This is a genomic window from Acidithrix sp. C25 (assembly GCF_904848545.2).
Window position 1 is genome coordinate 1131727 of record NZ_CAJHCI020000002.1, and the last position, 15038, is coordinate 1146764.

Here is a 15038-nt window from a genome sequence, read left to right on the forward strand (position 1 = left end):
ACGCTCAACCCAGCTAACATCCCCTGTCAAAAAACTACCCAGCTAAAGCAACTAAGTGAAAATTTACCCAAGGTACAACTCCAAAAAGCAACGAATCAACTTTGATGTTGCCTGCCAAGTTCGCTATCGGTCCAATGGCGAGTAATCCAGTGGCCTCATTTGGCCATGATTATCCCTATTTGACCGTAACTGATAGGCAAACTTCCAAATTGACGGTGACCAATCTCTCTATAGATAAACCAAGGTTCACTACTTGTGATCCAGCGCTCCCAAGTTCATATTGAGCTTCATGAGACCTTGTCGGCCCAGGTGAATCAGGCCCAGGTGAATCAGGCCCAGGTGAATCAGGCCCAGGTGAATCAAATCGAGAGCGGGGCATCTATCTTCGTAGATGGCGGTCTAATGACGGTCATAGAAACAGAGATAGCGTAAAATCATTGGGGGTCACGCTCAATGGCTATTTTTGAATTAACTATCCCAACCCTCTTTTGCGCAGATAACCATGACGGCCTAAAAAACTCTAGGAGCACTGGTGATGGGGGCGTTTTTCAAAGGAGATTGACAGTGTCTGGGACATATTGATAAAGCACACACTAACCATATCCCCACAAATGACCTAGTCCATGTGCTGGCCTTGCAAGGCAAGCTCCAAGAATCACCGGAACCCGTGCCTTACACAATTAAGTTGCTCGAGATAAAGACACAGGGATGAGCCTCAATCAAAGGACGCTGTCTGCTTGCGAAAGAACCTCAACCAGCTATCGATCCGACACCTTGGGATGAGCAGGGATAACTCGAAATAATAGAGTGAAGGCCCAAAAGCAAAAACATTCTCGCCAAATAGGCACAATGGGAATTTGAAGATCTTGGTGGTTTCCAATTCAATAAAAACTTTTTCTGTCCACGAGCTCCACAATCTCTATCGCGCTGCCAAAAATCAAAAGGTGCCACATCCTTGGAGTTATGAGATCAGCTATATCGAGTTACTAGCCCCCATAACGGATCGCCACGTCGACTTAGGTCGATCTAATTTCATTCACGACGACTGCGACCCTGCCACATAAATGGTATTGCATAAGCCGTGTCGGCTCCCACAAAATCTGTCGCCGACATCATCAATGGTTCAAAATTGCACCCAATGGTCGCTTGAAAGTCTTAATCTTGCTCACTCCTACCTTCCATCAGTTCTCTACAGCCTGCGTTTTCCAAATTAATCTCCAAATTAGAGGTGACATAAATTCACTTGAAATAACACAACCAACCTCGCCTCAACCCACAGCTCCAACCGGGTAAATTTTCTGATCATTACCCAAATAATTCCACAGCTTGAAGGCTCCAACTTCTTTCCCAACCAAAAACACCAAGCGATCCCTTGTCGATGAGTTCGAAGCCAATTAGTTTCCAATCCTATTGTCAAAAAAATAAAAGCTGCTAAAACTCAGACTCAGCAGAGTCCTGGCTAGGAGGTTTGGCCAAGGTGAGCATTCGCATTAATAGCAAGACAACCGAGCAAAAGAGCAAGATTCAGCAAGGATACTTAACTAACTTTGGGATCTGGTCGATAAAAAAATAGTTGAAGCTCGACCGGCTCCATCGTAGAAATGGATTAAATAGCGTGCCATGTAGAGAATGCGGTACCTTCTGCGTGCCAGAACAACAAGAATTTGATCGAGTCTTACTCTCGGTCCCATCGATGGAGTTACTAATACTCTTAGAAGAGTCAATGCGCCGTGGCGGCTTTGATTTTGAAGTTAACGGCCTCTCACTAAAACACAGTGGTGCAGATTCAGTTACAGCGCTACAGTTTCTCGCATGTCAGGCGAACCTCTCAGACTTTCAGCAACGCGAGATTCAACTCCTCACCCTTCGTTCTGGTGAAGAAGTCACCTTTGATGTCATGCGAGGTGTCCAGAGTCTCGATAAATACCGACGCTCTATGGGACATCCAGAAGTGCGCAAATGTCTCGAGAACAAAAGAATTGAGACTCACTTTCAGCCCGTGGTGGAGATAGCAAGTCAACAATTACATGGCTTTGAGGCACTATCTCGAGGACGAAACGAGACAGGAGAAATCATCTCACCCACGGTGCTCTTTGAATACGCGCGAGCCAACGATGCCGTGTTTTTCCTGGATCGCCTTGCTCGAGAAACCGCCATTCGCACAGCCGCAGAACTGGAACTTCCAGGTCGCATCTTCATCAACTTTCTTCCCAATGCAATCTATGATCCGCGTCAGTGTCTGCGCACCACCCTAGAGATAGCTGATGAGGCAAACTTTGACCCCAGTCGAATCGTCTTTGAGGTAACCGAGACCGAACGCATCGAAGACATGGACCACCTTGGTCGTATCTTCGACTACTACCGTCACAACGGCTTCAAAGTGGCACTAGATGACGTAGGTAGTGGATATGCAGGTCTCAATACATTAATTGACCTCTCGCCCGACATCATCAAGGTCGATCGCGAAATTATCATTGATATTGACCGCAATCCACTGAAACAGTCGATCTTCCGCGGCTTAGCAACTGCTGCCAGAGAGCAGGGGATCGAGGTCGTAGCCGAAGGTATTGAGACAAAGGAAGAGTTCGCTTTCGTTGCCAAAAACGGTGCCACTCTCGCACAAGGCTTTCTCTTTGCCAAACCTATGCGCAATCCCCCGACCAATCTCATGTGGCCCAACCCCTCATAGTTCAAAAACCATAACAGCTAATTCGATCTAAAGGTAAAGCTTGGTAATCAGCAAATAAAATACTTTAATCTCCCTGAACGCTAGGACTCGGTCTCTTTCAAAGTTTTTCCCTTCGCAAAAAAAAACAAGTGGCGCACCGTTCGGATGGATAAGTGAAACGGTTGGCCCCCTAAACAAGATGGCCCTGCAAGGAAATAGCTATTCAACTCTAAAATTACGACCTACGAATTAGCCTCTGGCGGACGCAGTCCCTAAGCAATCCTCTTGCGTATCAAATACGAAGGTGGTCTCTTTATTAATATGCAACTATTAATATGCTCGATTTCCGCTACTACAAACTTTTGGCCGATTCACATCAGTGGCCAATAAATCAACTGAAAATCAACTAGGCGTATTGGCATCGGGTGAAAAAGTCAACCATTCACAACGGCATTAGTCGCTCAGTTTGTCAACGGCCATTACAAAATGCATGAATATGGCCATTTGGCATGAATGAATATAGCCACGAAAATTGCATACAGGATGACCGCCTAGCGTGACGGCCCACTCTCGGGTCTCCTGGACCCGAGAGTGGGCATGCAAAGGCGGTCTGGCTATCACTTTTTGAGAAAAAAGAAGAATGAAGGCCCTTATCTTGGGGCATTATGGATTTATACCACTCCTAATGCCAAGAAAGGGCCCAAAGTGAAGGATAGCAAAGAATCCATGGAAATTATTGAGGCTTACGATCTTTTTAGATCGTATAACGGAGCAGCGCAGTTCGTTGGCTGTTCTCCTAATACCGTAGGGAAGTATGTTCAAGCACGAAATGCCGGACAACTGATACGACAGGGTCAATATGAGAGGCGTCCTAAGGCCACCGATAAGTACGCTGGCGTAATTGAGGAAGCCGTTGACAAGTCTAAGGCTAAGGTCCGGGCTAAGGCGATCCATGTCAGGCTGGTGGCGCTCGGTTATAGCTCTCAATGGCCATCAAAACTTGCATTACCCAAAAGTCTACGATGTCCAGCCAAAGTCGATTAGCTATCTCCATGGGAAGCACAATTTCTCGAGCCACAATCTCACCAGGAAACAATCTCACCAGGAAACAATGTCTCCTTAAAACCTTGGGCTTTGTAAGTGAGTTTTGATGCTTTAGGCCGTTTGGTATTGCCCTGTATTTCGAAAAGAGCATTGAGATGAGCTAAAGTCGATATGAATCTCATCCACCATTTGCCTTCTTTATCTCTCTTGACTCTCTAGAATGAGATCTACCTAGGGATCTGCTCAAGGATCTGGTTATCTAGCTCATTAAAGCACGTGATAAAATTTCATGTCAGATATCCTCAGCCTCATTTGCACACAAGGCACCTTTTCGTGGTATCCAGATATCAGGTTTTTCAATCACTAGCTTGTCCAGGTAACATTACATCGATACCCTAAGTGAGAACACCCCATTTCTTTTGCGATATCCCAAACTGATCGTTTCCTTACCAAAGCTGGCGTATCGAATCTAAAGGGCCAGTTCGCCGAGGATATTCATGAACGCTATTGAACAGGTTGGTCGAGAAGAGAAAGCGACACCATCCACAGCCTCCGTGCGGTTGATGGGTCAATCGCCCACTCCTTTACAGCGTTACCATTAGCAAACAAATCGCTGTCGTTAGGGACTGTCGGTGCTTCGTTGCAGTCACTAAGGTAATGGCCTCCAGTTTGAGAAAATTCATGGCTCACAGCTGCAACAAGGGTGGTAGCTGCCCCTTGCTCGGCAGTCTTGTAGACAAAGACACCCGCTGCTTTGCTTCTGCCAAGTAATCCCTTTGCTTCTGCGTGAAATCCCTTTGCAACCCGCTAGCAACACCACCAGGATTGACGGCATTAGCTACAATGCCATCTGCTTTCCACTGGCGTGTAGCTTCGACCACAAAGAGCGAGTCCGCCGTTTTAGACTGAGCGTAGGCAACTTGCGGATCATAGTCGCGACGTTCAAACTGGATATCGTCAAATACAACCGGTGAACGCATGTGACCACCAGAGCTCAGCGAGACAATACGTGCGTCACCCTGAGCACGAGCGCCCTTGGCTAGCCCTACTTTCGGCGTGCGTCATGAATGAAAGAGGTTGTAAATCATGTAGAAGCTGATAACAATCACACTGCAATGCTACATAGATGATGGAGGTAGGCCCTCCGGGATCGCCTTTTGGGAGGAGATTCCAAACCACCGTACGGGGCATTAGCTAAAGACTGTTGTCCAAAGCGGTACGGAAAAGTTAGAGCAATGACTCTTTCAGGTATGAGTTAAGAAGACGAGTGAAAACAAACCACTGACGAAGCGTTCGAAATTGGTATGGATGATGTCGAAACCGAGGGACGTCGAACTTTCGGGACAACTTGGAGACTAACCCAATTAGTGCTCCTTGGGCATCCGGCGTGTAGGTGGCGTGAGCTTAACATCAGGCGTTTATGTGGAACATGAGAACCCAGTCCTAGACGTTCTTGGCTAAGCCCACATGGGCTAAGCCCAAAGATGAGGAAAAACCTACAAGTTGCAGATCAACAAGAGGGAAAGTACCAAATGCCTATGGATTGGGGGCGGACCATCCCGTAGTAGCTACGAAGTCCTTGTAATGAGGATGTAAGCCAAAGAGATGGAGTAAACAGCAGATCTAGTTGTAATTGGCAAATGAACAACTTCTCAAGGTAAAAGTTGAGGGGGAGGGATCAAATGTCAAGACCACGACAAGAAAAAGCTTTTGACAAAAGACAAGTACGTCGTACTTAAAGCATACAAAGAGGCAAAAGCCAATCGAGGAGCACCAGGGATTGATAAGCAGTCCATCTCAGTCTTTGAGATGGATCTAAAGAACAATCTCTACCAACTCTGGAATCGAATGGCTTCTGGAAGTTATTTTCCAGCGGCAACTAGATATGTCGAGATAGACAAGTCAGATGGCGGTAAAAGAATCCTAGGTATTCCAACCGTCAAAGATCGCATCGCCCAAGGGGTAGCTAAAGCCTACATAGAGCCAAGATTGGAAGAGGTCTTCCACGAAGACTCCTATGGTTACAGGCCGAATCGCTCAGCCCATGATGCCATTGAAAAAGCACGCAAGAGATGTTGGAAGTACGATTGGGTCATTGATCTAGATATCAAGGCCTTCTTCGACACAATAGATCATGAACTGCTGCTAAAAGCTGTCTCTATGCACGTATCAGAGCCATGGATAATTCTCTACATCAAACGTTGGTTGAAAGCTCCAATGCAAAACAAAGATGGACAACTAATAGATCGAGAGCAAGGATTACCCCAAGGCGGGGTGATTTCTCCGATTTTGGCGAATCTGTTCTTACATTACGCTTTTGACAAATGGATGGTAAAGAACTTACCCTATGCCCCGTTTGAACGATACGCGGATGACCTTTTGGTACATGTGGAAACAAAGAAACGAGCCGAAGAGATCCTAGAGGCTATAGGTCAGAGAATGACGCAGGTCAAGTTGGAGTTACATCCACAAAAGACCAAAATCGTCTATTGTAAGGACTCCAACCGTAAAGGAGAGTTCGAACAAATACGCTTTGACTTTCTAGGATTTACCTTTGCACCACGCTACGCCCGCAATAAGTTCAAGCAGCAGTTTAACAACTTCCTGCCAGCGGCTTCAGATAAAGCGGTAGAAGAAATGGGCAGAGAACTTAGGCGGTTTCGTATTCACCTCCAAACAGGCCAAACCATAGCCGAACTCGCCAGGCTTTACAACCCGGTGATCTTAGGCTGGATCAACTACTATGGACGCTTCTACAAATCCAGATTAGGCCAACTCCTCCGTCGTATCAATATCTATTTGATTAGATGGGCACGCAAAAAGTACAGGCGACTTAGCATACGAGCAAATGCTTGGAAATACCTATCTCAAATAGCCGAACGTGAACCCAATCTTTGGGCTCACTGGTCATTTGGGGTAATACCAAAAGTCGGTTCGCTAGGAGCCGTGTGAATTGAGAGGTTCACGCACGGTTCTGTGAGAGCGGGGAGGGGAAGTTCCTCCCCGCCACTCGACAACCACCCCATGAAAGCCCAGTTCATGACCATATTGGTGTCTGGATTTGGGCACTACAGTTGAGCAATCACCTTCTTGGTTCGAGCTAGGGTATCTACTACTCCAAGAATAGAGTAGATCTCTTTTTGGGTAGAGTTTGGAGTAGAGGAGATACGAAGGTTATGTAGACGTTTGTTATCATCTAACATCGTTACGTTCAAGCGGCTATGGGTAGACACTTGAGCAAGAATGCCGTGAACACTTCTTTTGTCACCGGCTTGAGATAAGCTAAGTGCAATTGCTCCATAGAGGTGATAAGCAACTACTGAGATAAATAGATGAGCAGCGGTACGACTAGCTAGTTGGTGATAGATCGGTCTCATCCCTAGATTGCTCTTTAGGGCTTTGAATGCATCCTCTACCTTTGTTAGGGTCATATAGAGCTTCCAGATCTCTTCTGGTTCTAGATCGTTCCTATTGGTCTCAATCACATATGCACCATAGAGAGTCTCAGCTGCTTCTTTTACTTTTGGTTTCTCAGTCAAAACCAGCTCTTTGACTTTTTGGTCATCGCCAGTTATGGCATCTATCTCATAGCGACGTGCAATAGAGCGATGCTCTTGCTTTAGCTTTCCTATTCTTGAAGCCACAGTTGTGGCATTGGAATATTGACCACGCTTAACTGAGTCAGCTAGTTTGTCAAATGCACTCTGGAACTTAGTTTGCATACCTATAGCAATTGCCTCTTCTTTATCCCTGCGACGCTCTGAGATACATAGGATCTGCTTTATCTTGTTGTCCATGGAGTCACTTGCGTATGGTTGAGCTCTATTGGAATGGTTGGCTTGGGGTTCATTGCTCTGGGAGTGCTTGGCCTGTGGACCGCCAACTTGTGGAGCAGTATCCATCGAATCGATACCGAGGGACTCGCCGCCAAGTGAATGGTTAGCTTGTGGATGAGCGCTGAGTGATCCAGCATCGATGAAATCAACACGCATCGACTCACTGCCCATCGACTCGATGCCCATCGACTCACTGCCTTGTAGATGAACAACTATTTGCTCAGAATCCACCTCAGCACCCAGGTTACCACCCGACTCAGCAGCTTCTCCCTCGGCACCCGACTCAGCAGCTTCTCCCTCGGCACCCGACTCAGCAGCTTCTCCCTCGGCACCCGACTCAGCAGCTTCTCCCTCGGCACCCGACTCAGCAGCTTCTCCCTCGGCACCCGACTCAGCAGCTTCTCCCTCGGCACCCGACTCAGCAGCTTCTCCCTCGGCACCCGACTCAGCAGCTTCTCCCTCGGCACCCAGGTCAGCACCCGCCTCGGCAGCTTCTCCCTTGTCATCCATCTCACCACCCAGGTCATCACCCAGTTCTTTGATGTAGATGCTCTCATTGGAGGAGTTCTTGATCTCTAAGAAGGTATCTTTTCCTTGGCGTAGTTCAGCTAGATAGTGTCTAGCTGCATTAGCGCGTGTAATTACCAGATAGCTAAGACCATAGGACTCAATCAGTGCGATGTTGTCATAAGTTGCTATCCCTCTATCCATGATAACCGTTGGGAGATCTTCGCTAAAGAGTCCCTGTCTTAGGTGACTAGAGATACTAGATAAGACATCACCAAGGGTTTCAGGCTCTGACTGATTACCGGGATATATGTGGCTATAGATCGGTAGTCCACGATCATCCACCAAAAGGGCAAGACTTACTAAAGTACAGTCGAAGCGCTTCTCTTTGGAGTGGCCATATTGGGCTAGATCATTACCAAGTGTTCGTCCCTCAAAATAGGCATTGGTAAGATCAAATAAAAAGAGACGCTTATTAGTTGGGTAAAGCTCATTCTCGGCTTTGATAAGTGCCATCTCGATTGAGTCTTTGGCTTCGTAGATAGCATCAGCTATCTCATAAATAGCATCTTTACCGATATTGCTAAGGTCTTGGTCTACCAATTCATAGAGTGCAGAGTCCTCTTTTAGGAAGCGATGTGTTTCAAGATCAGAAGAAGGAGCAACCAAACGAGCACATATTACAGCTTTAGCAATTGCTGTCTCTTTTTCACTAAGGCCACACCGTAGTAGTTGCTCTTTGATCTTCAATCTGTCATAGAAGCTACTAGCTATTAGTTCAGGACCTAAGCGCCTAATATCAGATGCCTCTAGAGATGATGTATTGACATTTAGGAACTCGGCATCTTTTGTGATTACTTCACGATCAGAGCGAAGTGTTTGAGTAACAGAAAAGCTAGATAGAACTTTATCGGCGATTGACTTTAGTTCTAGATCACCTTCAAACAAAGACTCAGAGCCAGCTAGTCTCATCGTCAATATCTGAGCTAGCTTCTTGTAGTCCTTAGGATCGATCTCAAGTCGTCCTAGATCCATAACTATCTCTTGGCGTACTTTATCTCCTTCGCGATAAGACCTAACTAACTGATGCTTTATATATTTAGTTCCAGTTGCCTTATTCTTAGTGGTCTTCTCGCGAATGAACATATAACAAGTATACCAGATGAATTACCTTGTAGGTCAATATTCGCAGCTAACTCTCAGCTTAGGGCACTACATCGGCCACTTGAGAAAACCGAACTTCATCTACCAGCATCTCCAAATAGGGGTTACCCCCAAATAGGGGCTAAAAGGGGGCTTAAAAGGGCTCTTGGGGGGAATTCAGTCGAGTGGCGGGGAGGAACTTCCCCTCCCCGCTCTCACAGAACCGTGCGTGAACCTCTCAATTCACACGGCTCCTAGCGAACCGACTTTTGGTATTACCCCAAATGACCAGTGAGCCCAAAGATTGGGTTCACGTTCGGCTATTTGAGATAGGTATTTCCAAGCATTTGCTCGTATGCTAAGTCGCCTGTACTTTTTGCGTGCCCATCTAATCAAATAGATATTGATACGACGGAGGAGTTGGCCTAATCTGGATTTGTAGAAGCGTCCATAGTAGTTGATCCAGCCTAAGATCACCGGGTTGTAAAGCCTGGCGAGTTCGGCTATGGTTTGGCCTGTTTGGAGGTGAATACGAAACCGCCTAAGTTCTCTGCCCATTTCTTCTACCGCTTTATCTGAAGCCGCTGGCAGGAAGTTGTTAAACTGCTGCTTGAACTTATTGCGGGCGTAGCGTGGTGCAAAGGTAAATCCTAGAAAGTCAAAGCGTATTTGTTCGAACTCTCCTTTACGGTTGGAGTCCTTACAATAGACGATTTTGGTCTTTTGTGGATGTAACTCCAACTTGACCTGCGTCATTCTCTGACCTATAGCCTCTAGGATCTCTTCGGCTCGTTTCTTTGTTTTCACATGTACCAAAAGGTCATCCGCGTATCGTTCAAACGGGGCATAGGGTAAGTTCTTTACCATCCATTTGTCAAAAGCGTAATGTAAGAACAGATTCGCCAAAATCGGAGAAATCACCCCGCCTTGGGGTAATCCTTGCTCTCGATCTATTAGTTGTCCATCTTTGTTTTGCATTGGAGCTTTCAACCAACGTTTGATGTAGAGAATTATCCATGGCTCTGATACGTGCATAGAGACAGCTTTTAGCAGCAGTTCATGATCTATTGTGTCGAAGAAGGCCTTGATATCTAGATCAATGACCCAATCGTACTTCCAACATCTCTTGCGTGCTTTTTCAATGGCATCATGGGCTGAGCGATTCGGCCTGTAACCATAGGAGTCTTCGTGGAAGACCTCTTCCAATCTTGGCTCTATGTAGGCTTTAGCTACCCCTTGGGCGATGCGATCTTTGACGGTTGGAATACCTAGGATTCTTTTACCGCCATCTGACTTGTCTATCTCGACATATCTAGTTGCCGCTGGAAAATAACTTCCAGAAGCCATTCGATTCCAGAGTTGGTAGAGATTGTTCTTTAGATCCATCTCAAAGACTGAGATGGACTGCTTATCAATCCCTGGTGCTCCTCGATTGGCTTTTGCCTCTTTGTATGCTTTAAGTACGACGTACTTGTCGATATCAAAAGCTTTTTCTTGTCGTGGTCTTGTCATTTGATCCCTCCCCCTCAACTTTTACCTTGAGAAGTTGTTCATTTGCCAATTACAACTAGATCTGCTGTTTACTCCATCTCTTTGGCTTACATCCTCATTACAAGGACTTCGTAGCTACTACGGGATGGTCCGCCCCCAATCCATAGGCATTTGGTACTTTCCCTCTTGTTGATCTGCAACTTGTAGGTTTTTCCTCATCTTTGGGCTTAGCCCATGTGGGCTTAGCCAAGAACGTCTAGGACTGGGTTCTCATGTTCCACATAAACGCCTGATGTTAAGCTCACGCCACCTACACGCCGGATGCCCAAGGAGCACTAATTGGGTTAGTCTCCAAGTTGTCCCGAAAGTTCGACGTCCCTCGGTTTCGACATCATCCATACCAATTTCGAACGCTTCGTCAGTGGTTTGTTTTCACTCGTCTTCTTAACTCATACCTGAAAGAGTCATTGCTCTAACTTTTCCGTACCGCTTTGGACAACAGTCTTTAGCTAATGCCCCGTACGGTGGTTTGGAATCTCCTCCCAAAAGGCGATCCCGGAGGGCCTACCTCCATCATCTATGTAGCATTGCAGTGTGATTGTTATCAGCTTCTACATGATTTACAACCTCTTTCATTCATGACGCACGTCGAGTGGCGGGGAGGAACTTCCCCTCCCCGCTCTCACAGAACCGTGCGTGAACCTCTCAATTCACACGGCTCCTAGCGAACCGACTTTTGGTATTACCCCAAATGACCAGTGAGCCCAAAGATTGGGTTCACGTTCGGCTATTTGAGATAGGTATTTCCAAGCATTTGCTCGTATGCTAAGTCGCCTGTACTTTTTGCGTGCCCATCTAATCAAATAGATATTGATACGACGGAGGAGTTGGCCTAATCTGGATTTGTAGAAGCGTCCATAGTAGTTGATCCAGCCTAAGATCACCGGGTTGTAAAGCCTGGCGAGTTCGGCTATGGTTTGGCCTGTTTGGAGGTGAATACGAAACCGCCTAAGTTCTCTGCCCATTTCTTCTACCGCTTTATCTGAAGCCGCTGGCAGGAAGTTGTTAAACTGCTGCTTGAACTTATTGCGGGCGTAGCGTGGTGCAAAGGTAAATCCTAGAAAGTCAAAGCGTATTTGTTCGAACTCTCCTTTACGGTTGGAGTCCTTACAATAGACGATTTTGGTCTTTTGTGGATGTAACTCCAACTTGACCTGCGTCATTCTCTGACCTATAGCCTCTAGGATCTCTTCGGCTCGTTTCTTTGTTTTCACATGTACCAAAAGGTCATCCGCGTATCGTTCAAACGGGGCATAGGGTAAGTTCTTTACCATCCATTTGTCAAAAGCGTAATGTAAGAACAGATTCGCCAAAATCGGAGAAATCACCCCGCCTTGGGGTAATCCTTGCTCTCGATCTATTAGTTGTCCATCTTTGTTTTGCATTGGAGCTTTCAACCAACGTTTGATGTAGAGAATTATCCATGGCTCTGATACGTGCATAGAGACAGCTTTTAGCAGCAGTTCATGATCTATTGTGTCGAAGAAGGCCTTGATATCTAGATCAATGACCCAATCGTACTTCCAACATCTCTTGCGTGCTTTTTCAATGGCATCATGGGCTGAGCGATTCGGCCTGTAACCATAGGAGTCTTCGTGGAAGACCTCTTCCAATCTTGGCTCTATGTAGGCTTTAGCTACCCCTTGGGCGATGCGATCTTTGACGGTTGGAATACCTAGGATTCTTTTACCGCCATCTGACTTGTCTATCTCGACATATCTAGTTGCCGCTGGAAAATAACTTCCAGAAGCCATTCGATTCCAGAGTTGGTAGAGATTGTTCTTTAGATCCATCTCAAAGACTGAGATGGACTGCTTATCAATCCCTGGTGCTCCTCGATTGGCTTTTGCCTCTTTGTATGCTTTAAGTACGACGTACTTGTCTTTTGTCAAAAGCTTTTTCTTGTCGTGGTCTTGTCATTTGATCCCTCCCCCTCAACTTTTACCTTGAGAAGTTGTTCATTTGCCAATTACAACTAGATCTGCTGTTTACTCCATCTCTTTGGCTTACATCCTCATTACAAGGACTTCGTAGCTACTACGGGATGGTCCGCCCCCAATCCATAGGCATTTGGTACTTTCCCTCTTGTTGATCTGCAACTTGTAGGTTTTTCCTCATCTTTGGGCTTAGCCCATGTGGGCTTAGCCAAGAACGTCTAGGACTGGGTTCTCATGTTCCACATAAACGCCTGATGTTAAGCTCACGCCACCTACACGCCGGATGCCCAAGGAGCACTAATTGGGTTAGTCTCCAAGTTGTCCCGAAAGTTCGACGTCCCTCGGTTTCGACATCATCCATACCAATTTCGAACGCTTCGTCAGTGGTTTGTTTTCACTCGTCTTCTTAACTCATACCTGAAAGAGTCATTGCTCTAACTTTTCCGTACCGCTTTGGACAACAGTCTTTAGCTAATGCCCCGTACGGTGGTTTGGAATCTCCTCCCAAAAGGCGATCCCGGAGGGCCTACCTCCATCATCTATGTAGCATTGCAGTGTGATTGTTATCAGCTTCTACATGATTTACAACCTCTTTCATTCATGACGCACGTCGAGTGGCGGGGAGGAACTTCCCCTCCCCGCTCTCACAGAACCGTGCGTGAACCTCTCAATTCACACGGCTCCTAGCGAACCGACTTTTGGTATTACCCCAAATGACCAGTGAGCCCAAAGATTGGGTTCACGTTCGGCTATTTGAGATAGGTATTTCCAAGCATTTGCTCGTATGCTAAGTCGCCTGTACTTTTTGCGTGCCCATCTAATCAAATAGATATTGATACGACGGAGGAGTTGGCCTAATCTGGATTTGTAGAAGCGTCCATAGTAGTTGATCCAGCCTAAGATCACCGGGTTGTAAAGCCTGGCGAGTTCGGCTATGGTTTGGCCTGTTTGGAGGTGAATACGAAACCGCCTAAGTTCTCTGCCCATTTCTTCTACCGCTTTATCTGAAGCCGCTGGCAGGAAGTTGTTAAACTGCTGCTTGAACTTATTGCGGGCGTAGCGTGGTGCAAAGGTAAATCCTAGAAAGTCAAAGCGTATTTGTTCGAACTCTCCTTTACGGTTGGAGTCCTTACAATAGACGATTTTGGTCTTTTGTGGATGTAACTCCAACTTGACCTGCGTCATTCTCTGACCTATAGCCTCTAGGATCTCTTCGGCTCGTTTCTTTGTTTTCACATGTACCAAAAGGTCATCCGCGTATCGTTCAAACGGGGCATCCGGGAAGTTCTTTACCATCCATTTGTCAAAAGCGTAATGTAAGAACAGATTCGCCAAAATCGGAGAAATCACCCCGCCTTGGGGTAATCCTTGCTCTCGATCTATTAGTTGTCCATCTTTGTTTTGCATTGGAGCTTTCAACCAACGTTTGATGTAGAGAATTATCCATGGCTCTGATACGTGCATAGAGACAGCTTTTAGCAGCAGTTCATGATCTATTGTGTCGAAGAAGGCCTTGATATCTAGATCAATGACCCAATCGTACTTCCAACATCTCTTGCGTGCTTTTTCAATGGCATCATGGGCTGAGCGATTCGGCCTGTAACCATAGGAGTCTTCGTGGAAGACCTCTTCCAATCTTGGCTCTATGTAGGCTTTAGCTACCCCTTGGGCGATGCGATCTTTGACGGTTGGAATACCTAGGATTCTTTTACCGCCATCTGACTTGTCTATCTCGACATATCTAGTTGCCGCTGGAAAATAACTTCCAGAAGCCATTCGATTCCAGAGTTGGTAGAGATTGTTCTTTAGATCCATCTCAAAGACTGAGATGGACTGCTTATCAATCCCTGGTGCTCCTCGATTGGCTTTTGCCTCTTTGTATGCTTTAAGTACGACGTACTTGTCGATATCAAAAGCTTTTTCTTGTCGTGGTCTTGTCATTTGATCCCTCCCCCTCAACTTTTACCTTGAGAAGTTGTTCATTTGCATTTCCTGTTCACTCCATCCCCTTGGCTCCATCCTCATTACAAGGACTTCGTAGCTACTACGGGATGGTCCGCCCCCAATCCATAGGCATTTGGTACTTTCCCTCTTGTTGATCTGCAACTTGTAGGTTTTTCCTCATCTTTGGGCTTAGCCCATGTGGGCTTAGCCAAGAACGTCTAGGACTGGGTTCTCATGTTCCACATAAACGCCTGATGTTAAGCTCACGCCACCTACACGCCGGATGCCCAAGGAGCACTAATTGGGTTAGTCTCCAAGTTGTCCCGAAAGTTCGACGTCCCTCGGTTTCGACATCATCCATACCAATTTCGAACGCTTCGTCAGTGGTTTGTTTTCACTCGTCTTCTT

8 protein-coding genes and 1 pseudogene are annotated in these 15038 nt (G+C 46.3%); 4 read left to right on the forward strand and 5 right to left on the reverse strand.

Going from position 1 to position 15038, the window contains the following annotated elements:
* Nucleotides 1-255 precede the first annotated feature (255 nt).
* From ACIDITHRIX25_RS98175 to ACIDITHRIX25_RS98185, 3 genes are all read left to right on the forward strand, one after another.
* On the forward strand, nucleotides 256-432 hold the full coding sequence (locus ACIDITHRIX25_RS98175) for a hypothetical protein (RefSeq protein ID WP_201733470.1): 177 nt from the start codon (nucleotides 256-258) through the stop codon (nucleotides 430-432).
* Nucleotides 433-1615: 1183 nt separating this feature from the next.
* The gene (locus tag ACIDITHRIX25_RS98180) at nucleotides 1616-2689 is read left to right on the forward strand and encodes an EAL domain-containing protein (RefSeq protein ID WP_201733471.1); all 1074 of its coding nucleotides are present in this window, start codon (nucleotides 1616-1618) and stop codon (nucleotides 2687-2689) included.
* 705 nt (nucleotides 2690-3394) lie between these two features.
* Entirely contained in the window at nucleotides 3395-3712 is a 318-nt protein-coding gene (locus ACIDITHRIX25_RS98185; protein WP_201733472.1) for a hypothetical protein, read from the forward strand.
* A gap of 504 nt (nucleotides 3713-4216) precedes the next feature.
* Here ACIDITHRIX25_RS98185 and ACIDITHRIX25_RS98190 read toward each other — a convergent pair.
* Nucleotides 4217-4755 (reverse strand): annotated as a pseudogene (locus tag ACIDITHRIX25_RS98190) (SDR family NAD(P)-dependent oxidoreductase); the annotation flags it as partial.
* 667 nt (nucleotides 4756-5422) lie between these two features.
* Here ACIDITHRIX25_RS98190 and ltrA (ACIDITHRIX25_RS98195) point away from each other — a divergent pair.
* Nucleotides 5423-6664 (forward strand): group II intron reverse transcriptase/maturase, encoded by a 1242-nt coding sequence (gene ltrA / locus ACIDITHRIX25_RS98195; RefSeq protein WP_201732520.1) that lies wholly within the window; start codon nucleotides 5423-5425, stop codon nucleotides 6662-6664.
* 116 nt (nucleotides 6665-6780) lie between these two features.
* Here the strand turns inward: ltrA (ACIDITHRIX25_RS98195) and ACIDITHRIX25_RS98200 are convergent, their stop codons facing one another.
* The 4 genes from ACIDITHRIX25_RS98200 to ltrA (ACIDITHRIX25_RS98215) form a co-directional block, all read right to left on the reverse strand.
* Complete coding sequence (locus ACIDITHRIX25_RS98200; protein WP_201733474.1) at nucleotides 6781-9201, reverse strand: IS1634 family transposase; 2421 nt, start codon at nucleotides 9199-9201, stop codon at nucleotides 6781-6783.
* Nucleotides 9202-9441: 240 nt separating this feature from the next.
* On the reverse strand, nucleotides 9442-10710 hold the full coding sequence (ltrA, locus tag ACIDITHRIX25_RS98205; RefSeq protein ID WP_201733475.1) for a group II intron reverse transcriptase/maturase: 1269 nt from the start codon (nucleotides 10708-10710) through the stop codon (nucleotides 9442-9444).
* A gap of 689 nt (nucleotides 10711-11399) precedes the next feature.
* Nucleotides 11400-12641 (reverse strand): group II intron reverse transcriptase/maturase, encoded by a 1242-nt coding sequence (gene ltrA, locus ACIDITHRIX25_RS98210; RefSeq protein ID WP_201731844.1) that lies wholly within the window; start codon nucleotides 12639-12641, stop codon nucleotides 11400-11402.
* A 717-nt stretch (nucleotides 12642-13358) separates the two neighbouring features.
* The gene (gene ltrA, locus ACIDITHRIX25_RS98215; protein WP_201733476.1) at nucleotides 13359-14627 is read right to left on the reverse strand and encodes a group II intron reverse transcriptase/maturase; all 1269 of its coding nucleotides are present in this window, start codon (nucleotides 14625-14627) and stop codon (nucleotides 13359-13361) included.
* Nucleotides 14628-15038: the final 411 nt, after the last annotated feature.